Source organism: Anaerosolibacter carboniphilus (assembly GCF_014205875.1).
GTDB lineage: Bacteria > Bacillota > Clostridia > Peptostreptococcales > Thermotaleaceae > Anaerosolibacter > Anaerosolibacter carboniphilus.
The window spans coordinates 83,976-110,645 of record NZ_JACHEN010000017.1 but is presented as its reverse complement, the minus strand read 5'-3'; the positions used below and the strand labels follow the sequence as shown (position 1 = coordinate 110,645).

The window sequence follows — 26,670 nt, the reverse complement described above, 5'->3', positions numbered from 1 at the left end:
CCTTGGTGAGCCGTTACCTCACCAACTAGCTAATCAGACGCGGGTCCATCCTATACCGATAAATCTTTGACTGAAATACCATGCGATACTCCAGTGTTATGGGGTATTAGCACACCTTTCGGTGTGTTATCCCCCTGTATAGGGCAGGTTACCCACGCGTTACTCACCCGTCCGCCGCTAAGCTGAATCATAGCAAGCTAATCATCAGCTCCGCTCGACTTGCATGTGTTAGGCACGCCGCCAGCGTTCATCCTGAGCCAGGATCAAACTCTCTATATAAAATCTTCTGGTTTGAGTTGTAAGTTCCAAGTTGTAAGTTGTAAGTTTTAGGGGCTATCTCTTAGGTCTTTCGACCTTAAATCCTTTCCCTAGTAACTTTCAACTGTCAACTTTCAACTGACAACTAAAAATTCATGCTGGCTTAATTCTTACACTGTGTAGTTTTCAAAGACCAAAGTTTGTGTCGCTCGTTTTGGCGACTTATATAGATTATCATGTTTGTCGTTTTGTGTCAACAAGTTTTTTTATGGTAATTTTTATAGCTTGTTTCTCGCGACGACAAAATCTATCTTACCACGTTTCTTTCCCCAAATCAACTGGTAATTTTTCCTACCATTTGACCCTCACCCCTTAAAAAGGGCCGGAAGAATAATATAGCATAATTTTAGAACAACAGCAATGGCCACTTTATTCCATTTCTCTTACCAAATCTCTTTACAATAAAAACAACCCCTTATTTTCAAAGGAGTTGCTAAAATCCCTATTATTCAATTATCTATATATTATTTAAAATTTGCATCATCGATCAGATTAGCTACGGCTTGATTCACTTGGTCCGATGCTTGCACTTGAGTCTGGGATAAGTGCTCTAATCTTTTTACTTCATTAAATACTTTTTGAATTTCTTCAGCCAAATGCTTCAATATATTATTAATCTCGTTAGCAAATCCTTCACTACTGTTGGCAAGCTTCTGTACTTCCTCTGCCACGACGGCGAAGCCCCTTCCATATTCCCCTGCTCTAGCTGCTTCTATGGTTGCATTAATACCTAATATCTTTGTCTGTTTCGCAATACCATTTACATATTTGACAATCTTATCGCTCTCTTGTATGTATTGAGTAGAAGCTTGACTTGAATCATTCAACTTCATACTGATATCATGGATCGTTTCTATGGAAGATGAAATCTCTAAGAGCTGCTCTTGGACAATACCTGTTGTACTGTTTATCGTAACTAGCTGATCATTTAACCGATGTAACGTTTTAATGTCCCTTTCCACCAGTGACATGATCAATCGAGCACCGTGGGAGTCAATAATATTGCATCTGCTTCCAAATCTCACATTTAGTGCTTGGGCCACGCTTTCTTTGCCTGTGGCTTCAATAATTGTATCTACAGAAAATTTATCAATGTCTTCCAGCGATTGGGCATATTGAATACCTAATCCTTTTGCCAGCGTTATTCCTGGTGCTTCAAGGTTTGCATCTACAACGAGTACAATAGCCGTGTCCTCAAGCTTTGCTATGGATTCTATCAAACTAACGCCACCTTTTCCAGCTCCTACGATCACAATATTCAAAGCTTCTCCTCCTTATGTTCTATGTTAAATTATTATGTAAACACATTCTATATGATCATCTGAAATTTTACAATATTATTTGTTTAATCAGCGTATCTTGCAAATTTTCTAATAAACAATTAACTTTTTATAAAGACCTAGATTAAGGGCACAATAGATATGGTATAATACATTTGAAATACTTTGTCCTAGCTTAATTCAAAAGATACTTCTAAGGGTCTTCCGTGTTGAAACGAAAATTGGTGGTGAATAACTTGCTTTCTATATTAAAGGGTTTTGTATTGGGACTCATTATCGTATTGCCCGGTATGAGTGGTGGAACCGTTTTTGTTATTCTAGGTATGTATGAAAGTATGATCAAAGATATCGTACGATTTAATATTAAGCCATATATTCCTTTGATTTTAGGCATTGCAGGTGGAATATATGTAGGCGGAAATATTTTTACAGTATTTTTTCTGACCTATCGAGATATTACTGCCGCCTTTCTTCTTGGGGCCTTACTGGCTTCCATCAGGGCAGTCATTAATGTGAAGCAAAAGCCCCATATCAAACATTTGCTAACACTTTTTTTCGGGGTAATCTTCGGGTATTTTACCGCAGGTGAGTCCATTAGCATGTTTCCCAGGAGTATCGAGGCAAATGCTTGGTTGCTCTTTGTTGCTGGTGCATTTTCAAGTGCCGCCATGATTATACCTGGTATACCAGGAAGCTCAGTTCTATTTATCCTAAATATATATGACACTATGCTTCTTTCCATCAAGGAACTTCATATTTCAAATTTATTTTTCTTTGGAACTGGAAGTATAGCTGGCATATTATTGCTAGCGAATATGCTGGAAAAAATCTATGAAAAGCATAGGGATCTGCTGTCCTATTTGTTTGCAGGGCTCATCATCGGATCCGCTAGAACCCTACGCCCGTATGATATTAATACTGCCATTATCATCGCATTTTCTCTGGCATTTGTAGTAGTATGGAAATTAAGCAAATCAACGTTGGTAGCTGATTAACATCATTTTGTTTGTACTAGCTTTCCGATTTGGCCTATACCCCTTTATATATTCTGGATAGGATGGCCCATTTTCTATGGAGTCTTTTAAGACCTCTTGGGCAATAAGAATATGTTTCTATGGCTTTGGTGAAGAATTCCTTAGCCTTTTCTTTATTGTCTAAACTCCTATACGCCCTACCCATTCTATATAGATTTTCTGTGTTTCCAAACCTTTCAATTTTCTCTTCCAGGTCTTCTATCTTATTCATGTCAGGTATACTCTGGTTCATTTCATTTTTCAGCAAATAAATATAAGGGAGTCCATAACCTACTCGAGGATCCATTTCTAACGCTTTTTCGATGGAAACTTTACCTAAACCTATTTCCTTAAGCTCCATCATTGTCATGCCTAGATAATAGTGGTAGCTTGCTGAAGCATCCTTTTCCAATTTGGGATGTTGAAAATAGTTTAGGGCTTCTCTATATTTTTTCTTTTCAAAATATAGCATACCTAGGGTAAGGGCAGCATGAGCATTTTGTGGGTTCAAGGTTAGTTCTTTTAAATTACTCTTGATTTGCTGATTTGCCCGAATCCCCTTTGTGAAGTCTGGCAAAAACCCAAAGTAAAGCTTGTCCATAAGCCCATAGGCAAAAAATACAAGAACTAGTGCAATCAATGGGTTTCCTGTCATATAGGAGAGTAAAAAATATAAATAGAAGCTGCGCATCATATTCATCCTTTCCTGCTATAATTCTGCTCACCTCTATTATACAAAAAATACCTAGTGATCGATAGTATAAATGGATGTAAGCATCAAGCACAACAATTCTAAAACAAATTATCCATTTCTTTCATTAATATATATTCTTATATGGAAAAGGGTTGAAATATTTGATATGCTTAATATAATAGTTATTTCTTATGAATAGAAAAGAAATCTAATTTCTATAATATAAAAAGGGTACTATACAAAACTATTATCTTGGAGGTATTTTATGAGCCATTTACCCACTCCCCTTGAATCAGTCCCAAAACTCAGCAAGAGATATACGCTAGGTGAAGAGATTGCCAACAGCATCACCCACGGTATAGGTGTATTGTTTAGTATTGTGACCTTAACCATTTTGCTGGTTTATGCAATCTGGAAGGGAAGCGTCCTATCTATCGTCGGATTCAGCATCTATGGTTTTTGTTCTATTTGCCTGTACCTATCGTCAACCCTTTACCATAGCTTTCAAAATGAAAGGATAAAGCGAATTCTGAGAGTGTTTGACCACTCTTCCATATACCTGTTTATCGCTGGAACCTATACCCCGATTACCCTGCTGGCCATGAGAGGTTACTGGCGCATCGGTATATTGTCAGCAGTGTGGATTATCGCAGTTTCTGGTATATTGTTCAAAGTCTTTACTTATAATAAGTTTGAAAAATATAAGATCGTTTCATTAGCCCTATATATTGCCATGGGCTGGCTAGTGGTTATTGCAATCAATCCTATGCTAAAAATGGTACCCATAGGATTTCTCATGTGGCTGCTGGCAGGGGGAATCATTTATACGCTAGGCACTGTTTTTTATGCGATCAAGAAGATCCCTTATAACCATGCTATCTGGCACCTTTTCGTGCTCTCGGGTAGCGTCGCCCATTTTCTAGGCATCTTTATTTATCTAAGATAACACTCTGCTCTATCTCTATTGGGAGATAGAGCATTTTTTAAATTCTCGTAATATCTTAGAGAACAAGTATCAAAAAATGAAATATGGCAATACTATTAAAGTGCATTTGTACATGAGCTGGTTTTTATATGCATCCTTTTTTTTCCTTAAAAGAAAATGTATCATTTCACAAGTTTCATGTATTTCAAAGGTTCAGAGGCGCCTTATACATATTATAAAACTAATTTTCTGAATATTTTCTAAAAAATCTAATTTTAGAAAATAGCAAATTTGATGTTGTATTCGTCTTCAAAATATAGTATTATTTTATTACATTTATTAATTTTTTTTAACATTTTAAAAAAATTTATGGAGGTGGGGTTTTTTATGGCACAATTTGTTGATGCAGTAAACGGGATACTCTGGAGCAAAGCACTTATTTATTTATGTTTAGCAGTTGGTTTGTATTTCTCTGTAATCACTCGTTTTTTGCAAGTTCGCCATCTAAAAGACATGTGGAGACTTTTGTTTGGTAGCCAAGCTTCTGACACAGGCGTATCGTCTTTCCAAGCTTTTGCCATGGCAGTATCTGGTCGTGTTGGTACTGGTAACATCGCTGGGGTAGCTACAGCTATCGCAATGGGTGGCCCTGGTGCCGTTTTCTGGATGTGGACAATCGCTTTCCTAGGCGCAGGTTCAGCTTTCGTTGAGTCTGTACTTGCTCAGATTTACAAAGAAGAGCAAGATGGCGAGTATCGTGGAGGTCCTGCATTCTATATTGAAAAAGGCCTAGGTATGAAATGGTATGCAGTATTGTTCGCTATTTCTACAGTACTTGGAACTGGTCTTTTCTTACCTGGCGTTCAGTCTAACAGTATCGCTGCTGGGGTTAAAAATGCATTTGGCGTTAGCCCAACAGTAACTGGTTTCATAATTATCGCGCTATTAGGATTAATCATTTTTGGTGGTGTTAAGCGTATCGGTAAGGTTGCTGAGTTAGTTGTACCTTTCATGGCAATCGCTTATATCATCGTAGCCCTTATCATTATTGTTATGAATATCGGTCAATTACCAGCAGTTATCGCGTTGATCTTCAAGAGTGCCTTCGCTGTAGAGCCAGCATTTGCAGGTATCTTAGGTATGGCAATCTCCTGGGGGGTTAAGCGTGGTATCTACTCCAATGAAGCTGGCCAAGGTACTGGTCCGATTGCTGCGGCGGCTGCAGAGGTATCTCACCCAACAAAGCAAGGTTTGGTGCAAGCATTCTCTGTATACGTAGATACATTGTTTGTATGCTCTGCTACAGCTTTCATGATCCTAATTACTGGTATGTACAACGTTAACAATCCTGCAGGTGGATTCCTTGTAGAAAAGATCCCAGGCGTAGATTATGGTCCTGCTTATACACAAATGGCCGTGGATACATTGATTCCTGGTTTAGGTAGTAAATTCGTTTCCATCGCATTATTCTTCTTTGCCTTTACAACATTGATGGCATACTACTACTATGCAGAAGCAAACATTGCATACCTGTTTAAAAACAATGCTTCCTTAAGAAAAACAGCCATCATGGGCGCAAGAATATTACTATTAGGCTCCACTTTCTACGGTGCAGTGAAGACAGCTTCCCTTGCATGGGGTCTTGGTGATATCGGTGTTGGTTTAATGGCTTGGTTAAACGTAATCGCCATCGTCATCTTACAAAAACCTGCTTTACAGGCACTAAAAGATTACGAAGATCAACAAAAGCAAGGCTTAGACCCAATCTATGATCCTAAGAAGTATGGCATCAAGGGTGCTGAAGTTTGGGAAAGAATATTAGCAGCTTCAAAAAGTGGTAAGAGAGTAGGATAATATCAGCTTAAAAAAGCCCTTCTAATGTGAGATTAGAGGGGTTTTTTATTGAAATTTATCAACGTAAGCGAATCACAAATCCTTTACTTTCCAATATCAGCTACAGCTGATGCAATCTCTATAAGGGCCTTCATACGAAGCTGTTTGTCCAATAGAAAAGCTTTCTTTTCACCTTCACTGCTCGTAGAAAGAAAATATCTTTGGGGCAATTTATTTAAAACTGTGGCCAATACATCTGCCTTACGATTTTCATCTCCATCCAAACCATAGTGTTTCATATACTCCATCATCACTTCTGCTACCAGTACCTCCGTATAGTTTTGTATCGTCATATTACCACCCCTTCCCCTACAAAAAACATATTTTCTATGTAAAAAAGACACCTTCACAGGTGCCCTCCATCGGATAAAAGAACTTTGTCCTTTCGTCACTAACTTTTACTTCGGCAACCTGGCAATCATCAGAATGAGCTTCCCTTAGACCCATGGCTTTGCGTCCTTACCTTTCGATAAGTTTGCAATTATCGGCATATCGTTCATATACATTTGTTGCGTATTTCAGTGTGATTTCATCATCATCTTACTTGTATTCCATATGTCTCTATGGATTTCCTGCCAGTTAATAAAATAATAACAATTATATTCGCTGCTCGATTTTCTGAATGTCATCATTATGGCCTACTACGACCAACACATCATCCTTACCGATCATATCCAATGCATTGGGAGAAATATTAATCTCACTGCCATGCTTAATGGCCATTACATTGATACCGTATTTGGCCCGCATATTTAAATCCTTCAGATTCTTCCCTTCCCATTCCTTCAAAGCAGATATTTCTACAATACTATAGTCGGGTGCTACCTCTATGTAATCTAGAATATTCGAAGATACCAAGTTATGAGCTACCCTTACCCCCATGTCCCGCTCGGGGAATACAACGCGATCAGCGCCAATTTTGTATAGCACTTTGGCATGGAGTTCATTTTGAGCCTTTGCCACCACATACTTAATTCCCAATTCCTTAGCAATCAGGGTAATTAAAATGGATGACTGGATATCTGAACCAATGGTCACAACTGCCACATCGAAATTTCTGATCCCCAAGGATTTCAGTGAGGTCTCATCGGTGGCATCCACCTGCACTGCATGGGTAACTGAATCCGCAATAGTCTGTATCACATCTTCATTTTCATCAATAGCCAACACATCATAACCCAGGCTATATAGTGTTCTTGCAACACTGGATCCAAATCTTCCACATCCGATGACGACAAATTGCTTCATGTTTTATTTCCCCTTTCTATCCTACGATTACCTTTTCCTCTGGATATTTGTACACACCCTTATTCTTTCGTTGTTGTCTAGCTAACGCCAATGCCACGGTCAACGGTCCAAGTCTTCCTGCAAACATGGTTAAGGAAATAATCACCTTTCCTAAAACCGTCAGCTTTGGTGTAATACCTAAAGATAGACCTACTGTACCAAAAGCTGAAGTTGTCTCAAAGAAAATCTCCAAAAAGCTATGGCCCTTCTCTGTAATTGTTAGAATCATGGTTACCATAACTACCAAAGCCATGGCAATTCCTATAATGGCTAGAGAGCGACTCATGATCTCTCTGGGAAGTCTCTTATGAAAAATCTCTGTATCTTCTTTTCCTCTAATCTCAGAAATGATTGTCCAAATCAATACACCAGCAGTAGTGGTTTTTACCCCTCCAGCTGTTCCTGCAGGTGAGCCACCGATAAACATCAATACGATCGTAAAGAAAATAGCCGCCATGGTAAGCTGATCTGTAGGTAATGTATTGAAACCCGCAGTTCTTGGTGTAACAGAATGGAACAAAGCGGATAACAATTTCCCTTTTAATGGCAAGGGAGCCATTGTATTTGGATTACCATATTCCAACGCTAAAATTACGATAAAACCAATGAAAAGTAAACTTGCCGTAGCCACCAAAACCACCTTGGCATGTAGTGAAAATTTCTTAAAGTTTCTTTTCTGAAGAATCTCTAGAATTACTGTATAGCCTAGGCCACCTGCAACAATAAGAAAACAGATGACAAGATTGATTAAGGCATCATTCACAAAAGGGGTTAGACTCCTAAATTCGCCAATTAAATCAAACCCGGCATTACAGAATGCAGAAATCGCATGAAATATGCTATAGCCAATTCCCTTCCATAGTCCATAGATAGGTATAAACTTTAGGGATAACAGAACTGCACCAACACCCTCAATCGTGAAGGTGGTAATTAATATGTATTGTGTCAATCGTACAATGCCTTCTATGTTGAATTGGTTGAGCGCTTCCTGCATGACCAATCTTTCCCGTAAAGAGATTCTTCGCCCAAAGATCAATGCCATAAAGGTTGCCATGGTCATAAACCCCAGACCACCAATCTGTATCAACAATAAAATAATCACTTGTCCAAAGACCGTCCAATAGGTACCTGTATCAACAACCACCAGACCCGTTACACACACAGCAGAAGTGGCCGTAAAAATGGCATTGATGAAGCCTATGCTCTCTCCACTTTTTGTGGCAATAGGTAGATTTAGCAATATAGCCCCAATAAGAATCACAGCTGCAAAACCGAGAACAAGGATTTGGGCAGGATTTAATTTTATATCATTCCATCGCATGGTATCTATCTCAATCATCTCCTAACATACAAAGCCTTACTGTATTCATTATCACCAAATATTTTTATCTTATGTTTCATTTTTAGAGGATTTATCTACTATTAATCGGTGACAGTATTGAATAATATCACTTCTTTTAATAATACCAATAAAAACACCCTGATCATCAATCACAGGAACAAAATTCTGATTTGCAGCCAGAGTAAGTAAATCTTCTATATCAGCATTAATAGATACAGGTTTGTTCACCATTCGCTTTGGAATATCCTTAATGCGAATCTTATTGGCCTCTTTTAAGCTAAAATCTGACATCCCTTTTAGCATCCAGAGCAGGTCTCCCTCTGTCAAGGTACCTACATACCTACCTTCCTCATCAATCAAAGGAACTGCTGTATATCTGTGGTACTCCATTCTTTCCAGTGCCTGTCTCATGGTTGATCCAGGCAGTTCATAGATCACTTCGCTTTTTGGGGTAAGAAAAAATGCAATATTCATAGTTTCTCCTTTCTTTCCTCTTTCCCTCTATTTTCAGCTTTCATTATAAATTGATTTGGTTCCCCCGTCAAAGGGGAATTTTGTTCTTCCTTGCTTATTTTCCTTATTTTTACTTGTAAATATCAAACCATCCTTTTCTTTTGAACCAAATAAACATGATACCTCCGATCATGCCCATTAGTCCTAAAACAGCAAAATATCCATATCTCCACTCCAGCTCTGGCATATACCTAAAGTTCATCCCATAAATTCCTGCAATAAAAGTTAATGGAATGAAAATAGTTGTTATCACTGTAAGGAGCATCATAATCGAATTCATGCGATTAGAATTCATAGCCAAATAACTATCCCGCATATCTGATGTAATTTCTAGATTGGATTCCACCATCTCCGAAAGCTTTAATAGATGATCATAAATGTCATCAAAATATAACTTTTGTTCATGAAAGTCCTTTAAGTGACTTGAATTAAGAATACGATACAATAAATCCCGCATCGAATTAATCAATCGTCTTATCTTTATTAAATCCTTTCGAATATCAAAGACCTTGTCTATCAATACCCTGATCGAATACCCTTCCTCATTGTCTTCAAGTTGATCAATTTTATTCTCTATTTGAAATACAGCGGGGAAATATTCGTCGGTGATTTTATCCAAAATAAGATGGGCAATAAATATAGGATCCTGATTCTCTATCTTTTTCTCTTCTGCCACCTTATTCCATGCCCCATTCATTTCAGAGGAATGCTGCAAATGCACCGATACCACATAGTTCTTCCCCACAAAAAAGTCAATTTCTTCTGCTTCCAGCGTCTCTTTATTTAGGGCATTTACCACAAAAAAGATATAGCCTTCGTAGTAGTCAAGCTTAGGACGCTGCAGCATGTAAAGACAATCTTCTATGGCCAAAGGATGAAATTGAAAACCATGCTCTAGCAGTGAGATCTCCTCTTCATTAGGATTCTCAAAATCTACCCAAAACCATTTAAGCCTCATCTCATTGAGTTTTTCTATGGAGAGATTCATGATTATTTTCGAGTCCTCTGTTACCGCCAACGTACGAATCAACCCTTACGCACCACCTGTCCACTAATCTATATTTGGAAGAGTCTATTTAAAACGACTCGCTTTTCATCTTTTTTTATTCCTTTTCATCATATATTGAATGATCATCACACCAATTAGAGGAACTCCTACCACCAGTCCTAGCAGAGATCCTGTTGAATCAACAATTCTTTGAATATCATCTAGATTGTGCCCTAATTGATAGCCCAAGTAACCCATCAACATCACCCATGGAGTCATCCCCAAAAAGGTATACAAGGCAAACTTACTTCGTCTCATGCTATGCATACCTGCAATATAAGAGAAGTAATTGCTCAAAAATGTGGGCCTCGATAGACATACGGCGATTTCACCATATTTATGAAACATCTCCTCCACCATAAGGATTTTATCTCTATGTTTATCCATTGTTTTTTCAAACCTTCTATGGGCAAAATCATTCATGTGTTTACCTATATAGTATGGAATAAAGGCAGCCAATGTATAAGCACCACTGCCTAAGAGAAGCATGATAAGAGGATTGAGCCGATAATGTTTGACAAAAAATCCACTTAGTACCAATACAAGGGTGCCAGGGAAAGGTAATGAGCTCCCTTCCAAAAACATACCTATACCCATGGCCAAATAGCCATATAAACCCGATTTTTGCATAATATCAGCAAGTCTCCCAACCAACGAAGCTGCAACACCGATAACCATAGCATCCCTCCTTTTATCGACACATTAGTATAATTATAACAGAATCCATACTCTGTTTATATAGGATTTATCTTATATCCTTCTTTAGTATATACATATTATTTGCATAAGGTTCTGATACAAACCACTTGACATTTACACCCCTTTTCACATATCCTATTCATAGAAAGTAAATACTATTTGTTAGGTGAGGCTCCTGCAAGGATATATGCTGCTGCCCAGAAAAATCGAGAGATTCCAATGGGTCAACAGAGATAATCGTGAAGGTTATATCTAATGTAGCTGACATTCGTCAACGCTTTGCAGTGCTAAAGCTCAACATGAAAAAGAAGGTTAGGCTTTTTAGTGTTGTGCTAAAAAGCCTTTTTATTTTTAAATTTCAATTTATTTGCTATTGGGAATTGTTTGAAGTATAAGTTATTAGTATATAGGAGGTGGGATCAATGGATTCAGGTCCGTATGCCAGTCGTTATATGGACAATTTCATACTGCAGCAGAGTCTTGAATCCATGGTACTACCCTTGGACTCATCCTCTGCATAAAAGGAGGAGGGAGAATATGCCTTATGAATTCTATGAAAAAGATTTAATTCAATTTTTGATTAATACAAGCCAGTCTCAAATCGATGAACTAATCGAAGATATCCATCCAGCGGATATTCTGGATGCAATTCATGCTTATGAAGGTGATAAGAAACTCTTGCTTCAAAAGCTTCCGGAATGGGTAATTGCTGCAATCATTGACTATGCTGAGGATGAAGAAAAATATGAGATTCTTTCTATCTTCCCAGAAAAAAGACAAAAGGATATTGTAGAAGAAATGTCTTCCGATGAGCTGGTAGACCTTTTGGGCTCTATTCCAAAGGAACAAGCCGATGACATCATTGTAAAGCTTGACCTGGAAGAAGCTGAAGAAGTAAGGGAATTATTAACCTACAAGCCTGATACTGCCGGTGGTATCATGGCCACAGAATTTATCTGTGTCCAAGATACCATGTCTGTGGGAGAGACCCTAAAATACTTGCAAAAAGAAGCACCTGATGCAGAAACCGCCTATTATATCTATGTATTGGGCGAGCATGATGATCTAAAAGGTGTCGTATCTTTAAGGGATATCGTCGTAAGTAACTTCGATGTAAAAATCGGTGATATTATGAATGAGAATGTTATCAGTATTCCTGTGGACATGGACCAGGAGGAAGTGGGTCACATCTTTGAGAAGTACAGCTTTCTTACTATGCCCGTTGTGAACGAAAGAGATGAGATGCTTGGTATTGTTACCGTGGATGACATCATGGCAGTACTGAGCGATGAGCATACAGAGGATATGTATCGTCTGGCAGGTCTCCAAGAGGGAGAAAAGGTAACAGGGAGCATTGGAGAATCTGTAAAAAGCAGGCTTCCCTGGCTCTTTGTGAATCTGATCACTGCCATTCTTGCTGCAGCCACAGTAAGTCTATTTGAGGACACTATCTCTAAAGTTGTGGCCTTAGCTACCTTTATGCCTATTGTAGCCGGTATGGGTGGCAATGCGGGTACCCAAACCTTAACCTTAATTGTCCGGGGAATCGCCCTGGGAGAGTTGACCTTTGAAAATGCAAAAAAAGTCCTTTTCAAAGAGTTTGGCGTAGGCATCAGCAATGGTTTCGCCATAGGCCTAGCTGTAGCAACCCTGGGATATCTTTGGGAACGAAAGCCTATCTTCGGCCTTGTAATTGGCTTGGCCATGTTTTTAAATCTCATCGCCGCCACTACTGCAGGTTTTCTTGTACCCGTAACCCTTAGAAGGTTCAAAATCGACCCTGCCCTTGCATCGGCAGTGTTTGTCACCACCGTTACAGATGTATTAGGCTTTTTCTTTTTCTTAGGATTGGCCACCCTATTTATCTCTTATCTGCTATAGCGATTTATTAGATTTATATATTTTTAGCATTCATCGGGTTTGCTTTCCTTCTTTCTGGGTATCTATACCAATACAGAATATTCAATTAATTTATGGCAAATAGGTAGAAGATGGAAGGGAGTTGTTCCTATGGCAAATCCAAAGGTTGAAAGAACAAATCTAGGCATGGATTCAACAGCTGCCTGGGCTGATATAGACCATGTTTTATCAGACACAGGTGTTCCTATTCCCAGTGAAACTGCTGTTACTGAAGCCAAAGAGTGGGTAGAAGAAAATCAGAAATAGCCAATCAAAAACCTTCGAGCTTAATGCCCGAAGGTTTTTATATTCATCTTGCTTCTTTTATTGTGCTATAATGAAAAAGCGGTGGAATTCCTTCCACCCATAAGCAATGAAGTCATATTCTCTAGGAGGCAAAGGATGAAAAAGCTGATTCTACTCACGATACTCCTTCTCATTTTATCGATCGTTCCTACATATGGCGAGGAGATCCAAAGTTATACGGAAACGGCTGTTGTTCTGGAGGTTTTGGACCTTGGGGATGCGTCCCAGCATGTTCAATTAAGGATTACCAGCGGCAAATATAAAGGCGAAATTGTTGAAACTGTGAACCATCTTTCCGGCAATTATATCTATGACTTTCCCGTGAAGGAAAATGATAGAGTGGTAGTTGTTATCGAAGAGCATGATAATTCCATAGAGGTTTTTATTTCCGATTACATGCGGCAAAACTACGCGATCTACCTGGCTATTCTTTTTGTGGCGTTGATTCTTCTCATAGGTAGAAAAAAGGGATTTAAGGCTGTAGTCACCCTAACGATTACATTGTTTACAATCCTGAAGGTACTATTGCCCTTAATGCTGAAAGGCTATCATCCTGTTCCAATTACCATCGCAGCATCCGTTTTTATTACAATCATTACCTTGTTTATCGTTGCAGGCGTTAACAGCAAAAGCATAGCTGCCATCCTAGGCACAACTGGCGGCGTTCTTACGGCAGGGCTTCTGGCATATTTCATCGGTAGCAAAGTTCGACTGACGGGGATGAGCAGTGAAGAGGCCGTCATGCTTACCTATATTCCTCAGTCCGTTGCTTTTGATTTTAAGGGATTACTTTTTTCAGGAATCATCTTGGGTGCCTTGGGTGCTGTGATGGATATCGGTATGTCCATTGCTTCCTCCATTGAAGAAATCCATCGAGTCAATCCCAGCTTAACCCGAAAGGAACTTTTCGCTTCGGGGATGAATGTAGGGCAGGATGTTATGGGCACCATGACCAACACCTTAATCTTAGCCTACACAGGCAGCTCTATTCCCTTACTGCTTCTGTTTATGGCCTATGAAACCTCCTTCGTAAAAATACTCAACCTGGATATCATCGCCACAGAGGTAATCCGTTCCCTGGCTGGCAGTATCGGCTTGGTGATAGCCATCCCAATCACGGCCATGGTATCAAGTTTCTTCATTAAAAAAGATAAAGAAGAAGATAAAACCCATGAAGAGGGCTAGTAGCCCGCTTCATGGGTTTCATTATAATACAAAGGCCATCATTCTCAATGCCTCAAAATAATCATGGGTTTCAAAGCCTACACAATGGGCTGATAACTGCTTAACGCCTGGAAAAAAGGATGCTTTATATGCCTTCTTATGCTCAGCAAAAGAAATCTCTATTTGGAAGCTTTTTGGGACTTCGATTTTACATAAGTCTAAATTTTCCTTCAATGCCAGCTCTACCTCTTTTTTCATTTGTTCCACAGCCACATGAGGATGGATACTCACCGTAGAGTCCCCAATACCTTCATTCACAGCCAAGGCTCTCATATTTCCATTCAGCACTTTTGCCTCTTCCATCAAGCCTTTATCCCCACTGATAAACACCACAGGTACGCCCAAGGACGCTGCAGCATAGGCATGGATCGTGAATTCGCTGGCATACCTACCATTAATCTTAATATACTGAATGCCATGGGCATCCATGGTATGGGCCAATGGGTTATGATTAGACCCTGCCCAAGAATGGTACCCTACAAATAATAAGGCATCAAAGGATGCATCTACCCCCTGTACCATGGAAAATGGATGGCCACTCCAACCCCTGATGAGTCGAACGTTTTCTGGAAGGGCGCTAGGATCTATATTTCTACCTGTTTCATGGGCATCCTTCACCCAGATTTCTGTAGCACCAGCCTTTCTTGCCCCTTCGCAAGCCGCCGCCACCTCTCTGGTCATCTGCTCTGCGAAATATCCATAATCTCCCTTGAGCTTATCCGTTTCGTTCCAATGGGTAATTCCCGTTACGCCTTCCATATCCGCACTGATGTAAACCTTCATATAATCTCCCCCTTTAAAGTCTGGTTAGCAGTTAGTCGTAGAATTGTTCTTGAATTAACATTCATATCCATATATATTATCAGTTCTATATATTTTTTTAAAAACCTTGTGTGTGTTTTATTTTTAAAAAATATTTATAGACAGAATTTATGAAGATTTATATTCTCCAATATATTACAAGAATTTATCGTTTAAAACCCTAAAAATCGTGTAACATTTATAAGGAAGCCACGTCTAATAGATAGGCTAGCAGAAAGGAGGAATCACCTGTGCACAGTAACCTAGAGCGCCTTTGTCTAAGCTACTATGATGATATCTTTAGATATTCTTTGTCTTTATGTCGTGATAGGGACTTGGCTCAAGACATTACCCAGGACACCTTTCTCAAGGCGCTAAAATCTCTTCATCAACTGAAGGACGCCTCGAAACTAAAAACTTGGCTTTTCACCATCTCTCGCAACCAGTTTATTTCAAAGCTGCGGCAGGCTATCAAACAAACTTCGATTTCCACTGAAGAACTTCTTGCGGAGATTATAGATACAAAGATTCTATCCCCAGAGCAACAGTATCTGCTAAAAGAAAGTACGGATTATATTCAAAAAATGATCTGTCAGTTGACAGAAGAAGAACAGCAGATCTTCCATATGAAGGTTCAACACAAATATTCCTATGAAGAAATCTCAGAAACCCTAGGAATCAATTCCAATACAGCTAGGGTGAAATTCCACAGATTAAGAATCAAGTTGGTAAATTTTATAAAGGAGGGTGAAAGATATGAATAAGTGTATATTGGTCGGTGATTTACTACCTCTTTATATAGAAAACTTGCTCAGCGAAGAGAGCATGGAATTTGTTGAAGCCCATTTAAATGAATGTCCTGACTGTGCATCCCTCTATGAAGCACTTCAGAATGACCATCCTTCTCCAGAAGCATCGGGCACAGAAAAAGAGAAATCTGTACGCTCTATCCTAAAAGGCTATCGTAAATGGTTTTACACCTTGGTCATCGCTGTAATGCTTAGTTCCTTAATGGGTGGCATCCTAGGTACCTATTTTATCATGAAGTATGAAGAGCTCATCCCTACCAATATGGCGAAGGATTTCGTCACCTATGCATTACAGGGGGATCGTTGGATATACCAAGAGAAAATCGCTCTAGACCTAAAAGAACAGATTTCCTTTATCCAGTATTTTGATTGGGAGACATGGGAAGATGTAGCGCAGTCTACTGCCCATATCACACCAAAGGGCTTCAAGGTGTATAAAAACATTCTTGCCCAGGAATTTGGGCCTATCGATGTATCTCTTCGCGTTGGCTTGGTACTGACGAGAGATGGCTTCAAAGTATTTCAGGTCTTCATCAACAATAAGGAAGATTATTTAAAAAAGAAGGCTGAATATATTTCCACGCTAGATAACAAAGGCGAGACCCACAATGTAGAAGTTTCTCCTACCAATCCCTTAGAGGGTGAGTATTTCGTGGAAGGTAGGATTTTAGAAATCAAAGACGGTCAGATCCACATAGAGCAGCACATGGACACTGGAAGCCGGGAAGTTTCTCGTTTTTCAGTGGCAGAAGACACCCTTCTGGTCAAGCATGCCATCGTTAACAATCAGGACTATTTTGATCGTATCGGTTTGGATGTCCTCCAAGTGGGGGATGTGATCGCCATCATCTTTACGAAAGAAAACCTTCCACGGGTGATCATCCTATCGAAATAGTTGTATCTTTTAAACCTGGATCGCCTAAAGCGGTTCAGGTCTTTTGTGCTCCGTTATTCTTTTTCATTGAATCTCAGGGTATACTATAATAAAATAGTATTAACCGAATCCTTGGGAGTGAAAATCGTGATGAACAGAACATTTATTGAAGATAAATTGAAAGAACATGGCTATAAGCTAACCAATCAGCGAAAAGCCATTATTGACGTATTGGTTGAGCACCAAGGGCATTTCCTCTCTGCTGAGGAGATTTATTCAAAGTCTAAGGACAAATATGCTCAAACCAATTTTTCCACGATTTATCGGAATCTGGAAATCCTCGTGAATACCCACATCATTCATAAGACACAAATCAAGGATGGTACCTTCAGCTATGAGCTTGTCTGTTCCGAAGCCCACCATCATCACCTAATTTGCAAAGGCTGTGGCAAAACAGAAAACATTGATTTCTGTCCTATAGAGGATTTACAAAAAAAACTTGGTTCTAAAAACTTTACCCTCACAGACCACAAATTTGAATTATACGGCTATTGTCAAAAATGCCAGGAAGATCAATAAAAAATCCCTGTATCAGGAATTTTTTATTGATCTTGCATCTACAAAATTAATATTTTCAATAAAATTTTTATTCTACATCATTCTTACAGGCTTCTTTTCTATTTATCTGTCCGCTCCCAATCTCCATCAAAACCTGCAGCGTCTTAGGCTCTGGACACCACATTTTTCGTTTGACTGCCTCCAGCAATTTTTTGACTATGGGAAATAACCCTTGAGATTCATATTTCCGTAGCCATTCCCACATTTTTTCATCTTGAATATAGTGGTGGGCCAGTTCTTCGTACATCCAATCATCTATACAATTGGTTAGCGCATCCCAACAAAAAACATAATCTATTATTTTTGAAAAATAGAGTGCACCCTGGTATTCATACTTTTTTATAGACTCTATCCAATGGGGATTTAATACCCTGCAGCGAAAAATGAATTTTAATTGTTTCTCTATGCTTCGTATCCTTACATAGAATGGATTGCTGCTATCTCCGCAGTACATTTTAGGAGCCTTTCCGCTAATGCTCTTAACTGCGTTTCCTATTCCCCCATGATGCTGGTAAAATCTTTCCCTATCCAAAATATCCCGTTCTCTGCACGAAGTATTTTGCACAACAATATCAACTTGTTTTAGCCTCCTATGAAGCAGCTTTCTTGCATGCACGCCCTTCTTATTTCTACTGTAGGCGTAACCGCTCCACTCCAGATAGTTGTCTCCTAGTTCCTTACATCTGGTCCACTGTCCCGTCTCCATGACGCGCCCTATTGCCATTTCATCGGCAACAGTTCTACAGCCGAAGATACGGTACAAAGAATACGTCCTGGCCAAATCAAAAGTTTCACCCTTTTCTAAAAAGCTATGAATATCTTGCCCCAAATGTTTTCGAATATAGTTCTCTTCTTCTGTTTCATCCAACGCTGCCACCATTTCTACAGCCAAATCTAATAAACCCATTGCCTCTGGAAAGCTCTCTCGAAAACACGGACTAATTTCCATTATCACATCTATTCTAGGTCTTCCTAATGCTTCTAAGGGTATGACTTCCAGTCCATATATTTGTCCTGTGTTGCTATCCCATACTGGCTTTACCCCCAGTAAATATAAAACTTGAGCGATGTCTTCCCCTTGTCTGCAAAAGCTAGACATCCCCAATAGAATAATGGCAATGGCATTCGGATATCGATCTTCTTCTTGGAGAAATGTATTCAGTAATGTCTCTCCCAATCTCTTTCCCACTTCCCACCCATTCTTTGTAAGAATCATAGAAGGGCCTGATCCATTAAAACCTTCATGGAAAGACCATGACTTTGTGTTTCTCCTTAAACATTCCTCAAAAGTCTTTGGTGACACAACACCCTTTTCTAAATCATTTAACATCTTATACCCATCCAAATAGGCTTTTCTTAAATATGGAACCAATTGATCTGCTATATAGTCCATCACCTTTATAATCCTATGAATTTCTCTTCCAAAAAACGCCTTGCAAATCAAGTAGCCTTTACCCTTATCAAACTTTTCATTGGCAAATACCGTTATTAGCTCTTTTCCCAAATAATTTATTTTATCTAATATCTGGCCATAAGTTTTTCCCTCTGTAGGGCAAAATCTCCCTCTGTTTCTGACCAATTGGTGATAATTGTAGCCCCTCATTTCTGCAATGGTATCATATAAACCTGGAATATCCCCTATTGGCAGACGAACAAGATGTAATATCATATTGATCAGATCTTCTTCATCCAGTTGTTTCAATAATACGCCGGGCCCTGCCTTGATAGTTGTGTGCTTGATTTCGTTCAAATAACCATAAAGTACTTCCAAAAACTTATCGAAGTTTGCATTCATCATCTTATGGGTAAAATCAATGTCTCGATGTAAGTTTTCTCTTTTTACGACTTCCCATATCTCCATCTGATATTTTCGATATTCTTCTAGATTATGAATGCGCCCTTCATGATATTGATTGATTTTTCTCTCTATGGAATTTAATCGATCATAACTTTCTATGAAATTTAAAGGAGGTATTATATCATTTAACATCATGATTAGAAATTCCTCATATTTCTCTTCCAATGTCTCTTTACCTTTTATTCTACGATAGCCCTTTCCATCCCGTGAAGAATATTCGATCAGTTGAAAAGATCCCATGTACTGATCCCCTCCATTTCTTACGATAACCATTATATTCTATGTATTTCTTTTCCCTGTTAATAGGATACCTTCATAGCGGCCAGCGCTCTTTCTTCAATGATCGCAGCAATTTTATGGTCTGCACCGATATGCTTCGCCATAATGAAATTTACGGTAGGATATTTTTTCTTTAGGCTTTCCAGCGCCTCTGGAATGTCATATTGAACATGATTTCCCTTAAAAATAAAAAGGGGAACGATTATAATTTCCTCAACGTCTTGCATGATTAAATCTTCAATCCCCTCTTCAAAACTCGGTTTAGAAAGCTGTAAAGATCCCATACCAATCGTCTCAAAAGAAGTAATATTCATCACCATTTCTACAATATTAGAAAATATTTCTGCTGCCTCTTCTGCTTGGCTGCCATGGCCAAGTATGAACAATGCTCTTTTCATAAACACCCGTCCTTTCCGTTTAAAGAACAAAGTTGCCTATCGGCAATTTGTTTTCGCTAGGAAACCCTAGGTTTCCTTCGACGCCTGCAAAGCAGGCTGAGCACCTTCCTGAAAACGGCAAAGGGGAAATCCCCTCTGCACACCCCATATCTAAGAAATCAAAAACCATAATTTCTTAGATATATAAAAATACCCTTCTTCTGAGAAAAAGGGTATTTGATACATGATGAGAAGCTGAAGGGAAACATCAAAGCATATGTTCTCCCTTGGCATCCACACCTCCTTATCCTCGTAAGTTTTATCGGCGCATCATCATGGCAGGTCTCCTGGCTCAGCATCATTGTAAAACTACTCCCTTCCCATCTTTCGATAAAGACAGTGGTATTTTTATAGTTTTACTCTGCTTTACAGTGGCGGGACCGCGTCGGTTTTTCACCGTACTTCCCTTTTAAGCTATTTTTCATATCAATAGCACCATGATGTATCCTATTCAATTATAGAAAACAATAAACACATATTATTATACTAAATATATATGCTCCATACAATATTCATTTATTTAAGAAATTAAATAAATAATAACAGGCTTACAGCCATGACAATCATCCCTAATACCAATCCGTATATCGATAAATGATGTTCCCCATATTCCCTTGCTGTAGGCAAAAGCTGGTCTAGGGAAATAAATACCATAATCCCTCCCACAGCTGCAAAAACAATGCCGAACACCATATCTGTCATGATAGGCGCCAGTAGGAGATAACCAACGATAGCGCCCACAGGCTCCGCCAATCCAGATAGGAAAGAATACTGAAAAGCCTTTTTCCTGCTTCCTGTTGCATAGTAAACAGGAATGGATACCGCAATTCCCTCTGGAATATTGTGGATCGCTATAGCAATTGCAATGCTAATTCCTAATGCAGGATCCTTGAGGGCAGAGATTAAGGTGGCGAATCCTTCTGGAAAGTTATGAATCCCTACTGCCAAGGCAGTAAAGATCCCCATTCTAAGCAAACCTTTATCTTGCTTCTCCGGTTTTGCTTCTTTCATCTCCCTTACTCTTTCAACCGTATGAACTTCATGGGGATTCTCAAAGGAAGGAATAAGTTTGTCGATCAAAGCAATCATGAACATTCCTCCGAAGAATGATATGACCGTAATCCAAGAGCCCAGTTTTTCTCCCAATTCTCCAACCAAAGCGCCTTGTGCTTTGGTAAATATTTCAATCATTGAAACATAAATCATAACCCCCGCTGAAAACCCTAAGGTAATAGAAAGAAATTTCTTATTGGTCTGCTTTGTAAAAAAGGCTAAAGCACTTCCGATTCCCGTAGATAGGCCGGCGAACATCGTTAATCCAAAAGCCAGTAATAGATTTTCCATCTTTAAATTCCCCCTCGAATAAGTCTCATAAATTATTATTATCCAAAAACAACTGTCCTTAACAAAAACTTTATGTATTTTCTACATTCTTATTTACAAGGCTATTTCATATGATATAATGTTATTGATAATGAATTTCATTATTAATAACATTATATCATATGAGGGGGATATTTATGAAAAAAGTTTCTATTATCTATTGGAGCGGTACTGGTAATACAGAAATCATGGCCCAAGCAATTAAGGAAGGTGCAAGTTCAGGCAGTGATGCAGTAAAATTATTGAGAGTAGAAGATGCCTCCACCAATGACATCATTGGAGCCGATGCAGTGGCCCTAGGTTGCCCTTCTATGGGTGCCGAGGTACTAGAAGATGATTTTATGGAACCTTTTGTTGCTTCCTTAAAGGATGTAGATTTCTCAGGGAAAACAGTGGCCCTTTTTGGCTCCTATGATTGGGGTGACGGGGAATGGATGAGAGATTGGGTAGACCGCATGAAGGGGTATGGCGCTAACATCATCGCTGATGGCCTCATTCTTCGTCTTACGCCAGATGAAGATGGACTGCAGGAATGCAAAAACCTTGGTATGAGCCTAACAAAATAAGTATACATAAAACTAAACAAAGGGACCCATCATGGGTTCCCTTTGTCTATGGTGTTATTTCTTCCTTTTATGTACATTGTTTGCATACACCAGAAAGTATCATCCGTCCCCCGATCATGGAAGGATCGCCAATCGTATCATATAATTGATAAAACACTTTGCTTTGTTGTAAATCGATATCTTCTATCCAGCCACATTTGCTGCAGCAAAGTTGCACATGATACTTGTTTGTTAGAGAGAACAATCTGATTCCTTCTCGAATGTCCATGCAAAAGACAACTTTCTTCTTTTGCAGGTTTTCGACCATTCTATATATTGTTCTAATGCTTAAGGTTTGAAAATCGCGCTCCAGAATTGTCCATATATCCTGTACACTAAGCCCTTTATAAGGATTATTTCTAAATATGGCATATATCAATGCCTCATGCTTTGATAAGGATTCGACCTTGTTAGGCTTCTTCAATATATCATCCTCCATCTATTTCTCGTATTTAAAGGGGGACAGATCCATTATTTTCTTTGATGCTGCATGATATAGATTTATTTTAATCGTTATTGATATTCATTGTCAATTATGTTTATATGCTTTATAATAATTATTATCATTATTCAACTCGGAGGTTTTTTTATGCATCAAATCAACAACTTTCGTGATAAGATGATTTATGAGCTCTATCTGGGTGTACAGGTTTTAAGCATCATTGCTATGCTGATTTTTTTTAAATCTTTTACTACTTTCTCGGTCAACCCATCTCCATATACCAATGTCTTCTTGTGGATCTATGGTCTATATGTGCTTGGGAAATTCATACATTTTATCTATAAAAATTATTTTCTTGAATTGCCCCAAATACTCCATCCAAGTCTTTGGATCATGTTCACAGATGGGATTTTTCTTACCTTTTTTCTATATATCACAAAAGACTCCTATTACGTTTTATCTCATTTATTCTATCTGTACATCACCATTCAAACCATTATTTTTCACGCTCGACATTCGATGATTAGCAGTACCTCTGCCGCTATATTCTACATATTTCTAGTGGTCATGGAGAATCCAAAATCACTGATATCGGCACCAGTAGCTATTCATATTGGTTTATTTTATCTATTAGGCTATATCATTTCTTCTGTCATGAATGAACTTCATCGATTAGAAGCCTACAGTACTCACATGTACGAGGAACTAAAAAGAAAAAACGAACAACTAAGTGAGATAGCTAACAAAGATTATCTTACCAGTATGTATAATCATAAAAGCTTTTACTGTCACTTTAATGAGATTATTCAACATGCTACCATCAGCAATGTACCCTTCAGTTTAGCCCTGTTTGATATCGATGATTTTAAAAAAATAAATGATACCTATGGCCATCTATCGGGTGATATGGTTCTGAAGGAAGTATCTTTCCTCATTTTAGAAACCATCCGAAAAACAGATATTGCTGCCAGATATGGTGGTGAAGAATTTGCCCTAATCTTTCCCAATACAAGTCCAGAAGAAGCTGAAAAGATTTGCGAGCGCATCAGAGAAGCCATTGAAAGTCACCCCGTCATAACAGATGAACATACCATTCACGTGACGATTAGTGGTGGTATGGCAGGCGGTATTTTATGTAATCAGCACTGCAAACAACATAAATTATTGGAATTTGTTGATCAACTGTTATATGAAGCGAAATCCCATGGTAAAAACCAAATCAGAGCATCTTACCAAACTTTAATCTTTATCAATGAATAGCAGAAAGGATACTGCATATGCAGTATCCTTTCTGCTATTCTTTTATTAGTTATCTTCCTTTGGATTCGCATCCACAGCCGGCATCTCCCTGATGGCTGCAACCAACGCAGTCACCCTTCGCCTGTTTCTTTAAACTTTTCACCAACATATAGGCGCCATAGCCAATGATGGCAGAAGCCAATAGCATCGTAATGATATTTCCTGAGCTCATTTTATCATCTCCTTAGAATTAAAAACCTAGCAGTCTTCCAACTTGAAATACAAGCATTGCCATAAACCAAGCCACTGCAAATTGATATCCTACTGAGAACCCTGTCCATTTCCAAGAATTTGTTTCCCTTTTAATAACCGCAATGGCTGTTACACAAGGTGTATACAGTAATACAAACACCATGAACGCGTAAGCTGTCAACTGAGTAAAGCTAGCACCCAGCGCCTGGGCAAATTCTCCCGCTGAAGGATCTTCTGCCAACCCATAGATAATAGCCATATTACTTACAACTACTTCCTTGGCCAAGATACCAGTAATCAAGGATAGGGATGCCTGCCAATTACCAAAGCCCAAAGGCGCAAAGATTGGAGCAAATGCTTTACCAATTGTTGCACCAATACTTTCTGTTAATTCTGCAGGCCCTGCAAAGTTAAAACCTAAAATAAACCACAATACGATGGAAACACCAAAGATTAGCGTACCTGCCTTAACCAAGAAGCCTTTCACCCTGTCCCATACATGAATTCCTAAACCCTTTATCGTTGGAATTCTATAAGGAGGGAGCTCCATGACAAATGGCGTAGCATCTCCTTTGAATAAAGTACTTTTAAATATAAGACCAATGGTAATCGCCATAGCAACCCCCAAAACATATAATGAGAAAACCACAGTTTTTTCATTATGCGGGAAAAATGCCCCTGCAAACAATGTATATACGGGGAGTCTTGCAGAGCAAGACATAAATGGATTGATCAGAATTGCCGTTAATCTATCCTTTTCGTCTTCTAAAGTCCTTGTACCCATGATGGCCGGCACATTACAACCAAAACCCAAAATCATTGGGATGAATGCTTTACCACTCAAGCCGATGTTTCTCATGGCTCTATCCATGATAAAGGCAACTCTTGCCATATACCCACTATCCTCCAGAATAGATATGGCCAAGAATAAGCAGGCAATGTTTGGCAAGAATACTATAATACCCCCAACACCACCGATAATCCCATCAACCACTAGAGATTGGAGCCACTCTGAAACACCCATGGACGCTAAACCTGTAGAAGTCCATTCAGTCAAAGTCTCAGCAAAGAATACATCAATCACATCCAACAGTTTATTTCCTACCAAATCAAAGGTAAAGAAGAATACACCATACATAATTAAGGCGAAAATAGGTAGACCCAGCCATTTGTTCGTAAGAATCTTATCTACTTTATCCGTAGTAGTAAGGACATTCTCCTTAGGCTTTTTCACTGTTTTCCCAATAATTTCTGTAATGAACTGATATCTTTTATCGGCAATAACAGACTCTATATCATCCTCTATACTAAAGTCTTCTGCCGTAGCCGCCACATCTTTCACGTGGATGTTCATCAAAGACAAAATTGTCTCATCTTCCTCCAGAACTTTAATGGCCAACCATCTTGGATGATATTTGGATAGATTAGGATTTTGTCCTAAAGTAATCATTAACTCTTCGATTCTTTTCTCCAATTGCTTTCCATAGTTAGGATACTTCGGACTATAGGTCATTTCCTTTTTCGCGACCTTGATGACAGCATCCATTAATCCGTCAATTCCCTTTTGCTTACTTGCCACGATGGGCACGACGGGCACGCCTAATTCTACGGATAGTTTTTCTACATCGATTTTGTAGCCTCTACTTTCCGCTACATCCATCATATTTAAGGCAATCACCACAGGTCTTCCCAATTCCATGATTTGGGTGGATAAGTAGAGATTTCGCTCAATATTCGATGCATCTACAATATTCACAACTACATCTGGTGCATCCTCTACGATATAATTTCTTGCAATCATCTCATCCATAGAGTAGGGTGATAAACTGTATGTACCGGGTAAATCTACTACTAATACATCATGATCTTTGTTCTTTAATCTTCCCTCTTTCTTCTCAACTGTAACCCCCGGCCAGTTTCCCACATACTGTCTTGCCCCTGTCAAAGCATTGAACAATGTAGTTTTTCCACAGTTGGGATTTCCAGCCAACGCAATGGTTATCGATTTGTTCACTTATGTTCCCCCCTCAAAATATTGATACTAAAATTCATTCTCATTTTATAAATAAAAAAATTATTCTATGACGATATTTTCTGCATCTTCTCTACGAAAGCTTAGGTTATAACCTTTTACTTTTACTTCGATAGGATCTCCCAAAGGTGCAACTTTCTCTACCAAAATAGCTGTGCCTTTGATAACGCCCATATCCATGAGCCTTCTTTTTCCGGGGCCTTTTCCCTTAATCATAGAGATGATCCCACTTTCTCCTGGTTTAAGATCCTTCAATGTTTTCTCCATGCGCTTCACTCCTTCTTTCTTTTCGTTGCTCTTAGGCAGCCTCAACAAATATTTGCTGAGTCACCGCTCCCCCTAAAACAAGTCTTGAGCCCCTTACGTTGATAATGAAGGCTCCGTTTAAATCATTGGATATGATATTGATCTTTACTCCTGGGGTTAAGCCCATATCCTCCAGCTTTTTTTTCATTTTGGGTCCCCATTGAATTTGTCGCAGTACCACTTCATCTCCAATCTTAGCCATAGCTAACGGCATGACAATCCCTCCTTTTGATACAATAAAACATTTCGAATGATGAACATTAATGTATATGCAAACACTCTATCAATTATGAT

The 26,670-nt window shown here is 38.9% G+C and carries 28 protein-coding genes, 1 rRNA gene and 3 riboswitches; of the genes, 11 read left to right on the top strand and 18 right to left on the bottom strand.

Annotated elements, in window-relative coordinates:
- Together HNQ80_RS14225 and HNQ80_RS26290 are read right to left on the bottom strand one after the other, a co-directional pair.
- Positions 1 to 279, bottom strand: a 16S ribosomal RNA gene (locus HNQ80_RS14225); the annotation flags it as partial.
- 503 nt (positions 280 to 782) lie between these two features.
- The gene (locus HNQ80_RS26290; protein ID WP_330602884.1) at positions 783 to 1,571 is read right to left on the bottom strand and encodes a methyl-accepting chemotaxis protein; all 789 of its coding nucleotides are present in this window, start codon (positions 1,569 to 1,571) and stop codon (positions 783 to 785) included.
- A 236-nt stretch (positions 1,572 to 1,807) separates the two neighbouring features.
- On the opposite strand from HNQ80_RS26290, the gene HNQ80_RS14215 reads away from it, so the two are divergent.
- Positions 1,808 to 2,593, top strand: a complete 786-nt coding sequence (locus tag HNQ80_RS14215) for an undecaprenyl phosphate translocase family protein (RefSeq protein WP_243183264.1) — start codon at positions 1,808 to 1,810, stop codon at positions 2,591 to 2,593.
- A 34-nt stretch (positions 2,594 to 2,627) separates the two neighbouring features.
- Here HNQ80_RS14215 and HNQ80_RS14210 read toward each other — a convergent pair whose 3' ends face one another.
- Complete coding sequence (locus HNQ80_RS14210) at positions 2,628 to 3,266, bottom strand: tetratricopeptide repeat protein (protein WP_207727025.1); 639 nt, start codon at positions 3,264 to 3,266, stop codon at positions 2,628 to 2,630.
- Positions 3,267 to 3,570: 304 nt separating this feature from the next.
- Here HNQ80_RS14210 and trhA point away from each other — a divergent pair, with 304 nt between their 5' ends.
- Together trhA and HNQ80_RS14200 are read left to right on the top strand one after the other, a co-directional pair.
- Entirely contained in the window at positions 3,571 to 4,251 is a 681-nt protein-coding gene (gene trhA / locus HNQ80_RS14205; RefSeq protein ID WP_184311331.1) for a PAQR family membrane homeostasis protein TrhA, read from the top strand.
- A 366-nt stretch (positions 4,252 to 4,617) separates the two neighbouring features.
- Positions 4,618 to 6,084: an alanine/glycine:cation symporter family protein gene (locus tag HNQ80_RS14200; RefSeq protein WP_184311330.1), complete on the top strand. Its 1,467-nt coding sequence runs from the start codon at positions 4,618 to 4,620 to the stop codon at positions 6,082 to 6,084.
- An 83-nt stretch (positions 6,085 to 6,167) separates the two neighbouring features.
- On the opposite strand, the gene HNQ80_RS14195 is transcribed toward HNQ80_RS14200, so the two are convergent.
- The 6 genes from HNQ80_RS14195 to HNQ80_RS14170 form a co-directional block, all read right to left on the bottom strand.
- Positions 6,168 to 6,416 (bottom strand): late competence development ComFB family protein, encoded by a 249-nt coding sequence (locus tag HNQ80_RS14195; protein ID WP_184311329.1) that lies wholly within the window; start codon positions 6,414 to 6,416, stop codon positions 6,168 to 6,170.
- A 109-nt stretch (positions 6,417 to 6,525) separates the two neighbouring features.
- Positions 6,526 to 6,613: riboswitch (cyclic di-GMP riboswitch) on the bottom strand.
- Between the two features lie 107 nt (positions 6,614 to 6,720).
- Positions 6,721 to 7,371: a potassium channel family protein gene (locus tag HNQ80_RS14190; protein WP_184311328.1), complete on the bottom strand. Its 651-nt coding sequence runs from the start codon at positions 7,369 to 7,371 to the stop codon at positions 6,721 to 6,723.
- Positions 7,372 to 7,387: 16 nt separating this feature from the next.
- Complete coding sequence (locus HNQ80_RS14185; RefSeq protein ID WP_243183262.1) at positions 7,388 to 8,749, bottom strand: TrkH family potassium uptake protein; 1,362 nt, start codon at positions 8,747 to 8,749, stop codon at positions 7,388 to 7,390.
- 51 nt (positions 8,750 to 8,800) lie between these two features.
- The gene (locus HNQ80_RS14180) at positions 8,801 to 9,226 is read right to left on the bottom strand and encodes a CBS domain-containing protein (protein WP_184311327.1); all 426 of its coding nucleotides are present in this window, start codon (positions 9,224 to 9,226) and stop codon (positions 8,801 to 8,803) included.
- A gap of 109 nt (positions 9,227 to 9,335) precedes the next feature.
- On the bottom strand, positions 9,336 to 10,295 hold the full coding sequence (corA, locus tag HNQ80_RS14175) for a magnesium/cobalt transporter CorA (protein ID WP_184311326.1): 960 nt from the start codon (positions 10,293 to 10,295) through the stop codon (positions 9,336 to 9,338).
- A gap of 63 nt (positions 10,296 to 10,358) precedes the next feature.
- Entirely contained in the window at positions 10,359 to 10,991 is a 633-nt protein-coding gene (locus HNQ80_RS14170) for a DedA family protein (RefSeq protein ID WP_184311325.1), read from the bottom strand.
- A gap of 172 nt (positions 10,992 to 11,163) precedes the next feature.
- Positions 11,164 to 11,324, top strand: a riboswitch (M-box (ykoK) riboswitch).
- Between the two features lie 225 nt (positions 11,325 to 11,549).
- On the opposite strand from HNQ80_RS14170, the gene mgtE reads away from it, so the two are divergent.
- The 3 genes from mgtE to HNQ80_RS14155 all read left to right on the top strand — a co-directional run bounded on the left by mgtE (position 11,550) and on the right by HNQ80_RS14155 (position 14,402).
- A complete protein-coding gene (mgtE, locus tag HNQ80_RS14165; protein ID WP_184311324.1) occupies positions 11,550 to 12,893 on the top strand; it encodes a magnesium transporter in 1,344 nt (447 codons plus the stop codon).
- Between the two features lie 129 nt (positions 12,894 to 13,022).
- Positions 13,023 to 13,178 (top strand): CDIF630_02480 family spore surface protein, encoded by a 156-nt coding sequence (locus HNQ80_RS14160; protein WP_184311323.1) that lies wholly within the window; start codon positions 13,023 to 13,025, stop codon positions 13,176 to 13,178.
- Between the two features lie 135 nt (positions 13,179 to 13,313).
- The gene (locus tag HNQ80_RS14155; RefSeq protein WP_184311322.1) at positions 13,314 to 14,402 is read left to right on the top strand and encodes a YibE/F family protein; all 1,089 of its coding nucleotides are present in this window, start codon (positions 13,314 to 13,316) and stop codon (positions 14,400 to 14,402) included.
- A 21-nt stretch (positions 14,403 to 14,423) separates the two neighbouring features.
- Here HNQ80_RS14155 and HNQ80_RS14150 read toward each other — a convergent pair whose 3' ends face one another.
- Positions 14,424 to 15,224: a M55 family metallopeptidase gene (locus HNQ80_RS14150; RefSeq protein WP_184311321.1), complete on the bottom strand. Its 801-nt coding sequence runs from the start codon at positions 15,222 to 15,224 to the stop codon at positions 14,424 to 14,426.
- A gap of 269 nt (positions 15,225 to 15,493) precedes the next feature.
- Here HNQ80_RS14150 and HNQ80_RS14145 point away from each other — a divergent pair, with 269 nt between their 5' ends.
- The 3 genes from HNQ80_RS14145 to HNQ80_RS14135 all read left to right on the top strand — a co-directional run bounded on the left by HNQ80_RS14145 (position 15,494) and on the right by HNQ80_RS14135 (position 17,504).
- Positions 15,494 to 16,006: an RNA polymerase sigma factor gene (locus tag HNQ80_RS14145; protein ID WP_184311320.1), complete on the top strand. Its 513-nt coding sequence runs from the start codon at positions 15,494 to 15,496 to the stop codon at positions 16,004 to 16,006.
- Positions 15,999 to 16,946, top strand: coding sequence for an anti-sigma factor family protein (locus HNQ80_RS14140; protein ID WP_184311319.1), 948 nt, complete (start codon positions 15,999 to 16,001; stop codon positions 16,944 to 16,946). Before HNQ80_RS14145 ends, HNQ80_RS14140 begins: the two co-directional genes overlap by 8 nt.
- A gap of 129 nt (positions 16,947 to 17,075) precedes the next feature.
- On the top strand, positions 17,076 to 17,504 hold the full coding sequence (locus HNQ80_RS14135; RefSeq protein ID WP_243183273.1) for a Fur family transcriptional regulator: 429 nt from the start codon (positions 17,076 to 17,078) through the stop codon (positions 17,502 to 17,504).
- 67 nt (positions 17,505 to 17,571) lie between these two features.
- On the opposite strand, the gene HNQ80_RS14130 is transcribed toward HNQ80_RS14135, so the two are convergent.
- From HNQ80_RS14130 to zupT, 3 genes are all read right to left on the bottom strand, one after another.
- Positions 17,572 to 19,641: a cobaltochelatase subunit CobN gene (locus HNQ80_RS14130; protein WP_184311317.1), complete on the bottom strand. Its 2,070-nt coding sequence runs from the start codon at positions 19,639 to 19,641 to the stop codon at positions 17,572 to 17,574.
- Between the two features lie 59 nt (positions 19,642 to 19,700).
- Complete coding sequence (locus HNQ80_RS14125) at positions 19,701 to 20,078, bottom strand: sirohydrochlorin chelatase (RefSeq protein WP_184311316.1); 378 nt, start codon at positions 20,076 to 20,078, stop codon at positions 19,701 to 19,703.
- Positions 20,079 to 20,377: 299 nt separating this feature from the next.
- Positions 20,378 to 20,572, bottom strand: a riboswitch (cobalamin riboswitch).
- A gap of 73 nt (positions 20,573 to 20,645) precedes the next feature.
- Positions 20,646 to 21,461, bottom strand: a complete 816-nt coding sequence (zupT, locus tag HNQ80_RS14120) for a zinc transporter ZupT (protein WP_184311315.1) — start codon at positions 21,459 to 21,461, stop codon at positions 20,646 to 20,648.
- A 176-nt stretch (positions 21,462 to 21,637) separates the two neighbouring features.
- On the opposite strand from zupT, the gene HNQ80_RS14115 reads away from it, so the two are divergent.
- Entirely contained in the window at positions 21,638 to 22,066 is a 429-nt protein-coding gene (locus HNQ80_RS14115) for a flavodoxin (protein WP_184311314.1), read from the top strand.
- A 67-nt stretch (positions 22,067 to 22,133) separates the two neighbouring features.
- On the opposite strand, the gene HNQ80_RS14110 is transcribed toward HNQ80_RS14115, so the two are convergent.
- The gene (locus tag HNQ80_RS14110) at positions 22,134 to 22,529 is read right to left on the bottom strand and encodes a transcriptional repressor (RefSeq protein ID WP_184311313.1); all 396 of its coding nucleotides are present in this window, start codon (positions 22,527 to 22,529) and stop codon (positions 22,134 to 22,136) included.
- A 165-nt stretch (positions 22,530 to 22,694) separates the two neighbouring features.
- On the opposite strand from HNQ80_RS14110, the gene HNQ80_RS14105 reads away from it, so the two are divergent.
- Positions 22,695 to 23,807, top strand: a complete 1,113-nt coding sequence (locus tag HNQ80_RS14105; RefSeq protein ID WP_184311312.1) for a GGDEF domain-containing protein — start codon at positions 22,695 to 22,697, stop codon at positions 23,805 to 23,807.
- A gap of 49 nt (positions 23,808 to 23,856) precedes the next feature.
- Here the strand turns inward: HNQ80_RS14105 and HNQ80_RS14100 are convergent, their stop codons facing one another.
- From HNQ80_RS14100 to HNQ80_RS14085, 4 genes are read right to left on the bottom strand one after another with little or no spacing between them, the layout of a single operon-like run.
- Entirely contained in the window at positions 23,857 to 24,018 is a 162-nt protein-coding gene (locus HNQ80_RS14100; protein WP_184311311.1) for a FeoB-associated Cys-rich membrane protein, read from the bottom strand.
- An 18-nt stretch (positions 24,019 to 24,036) separates the two neighbouring features.
- Positions 24,037 to 26,052 carry a ferrous iron transport protein B gene (feoB, locus tag HNQ80_RS14095; protein WP_184311310.1) on the bottom strand — a complete coding sequence of 672 codons (2,016 nt, stop codon included), beginning with the start codon at positions 26,050 to 26,052 and terminating at the stop codon, positions 24,037 to 24,039.
- Positions 26,053 to 26,112: 60 nt separating this feature from the next.
- Positions 26,113 to 26,337, bottom strand: a complete 225-nt coding sequence (locus tag HNQ80_RS14090; RefSeq protein ID WP_184311309.1) for a FeoA family protein — start codon at positions 26,335 to 26,337, stop codon at positions 26,113 to 26,115.
- A 31-nt stretch (positions 26,338 to 26,368) separates the two neighbouring features.
- Positions 26,369 to 26,590: a FeoA family protein gene (locus tag HNQ80_RS14085; RefSeq protein ID WP_184311308.1), complete on the bottom strand. Its 222-nt coding sequence runs from the start codon at positions 26,588 to 26,590 to the stop codon at positions 26,369 to 26,371.
- Positions 26,591 to 26,670 lie beyond the last annotated feature (80 nt).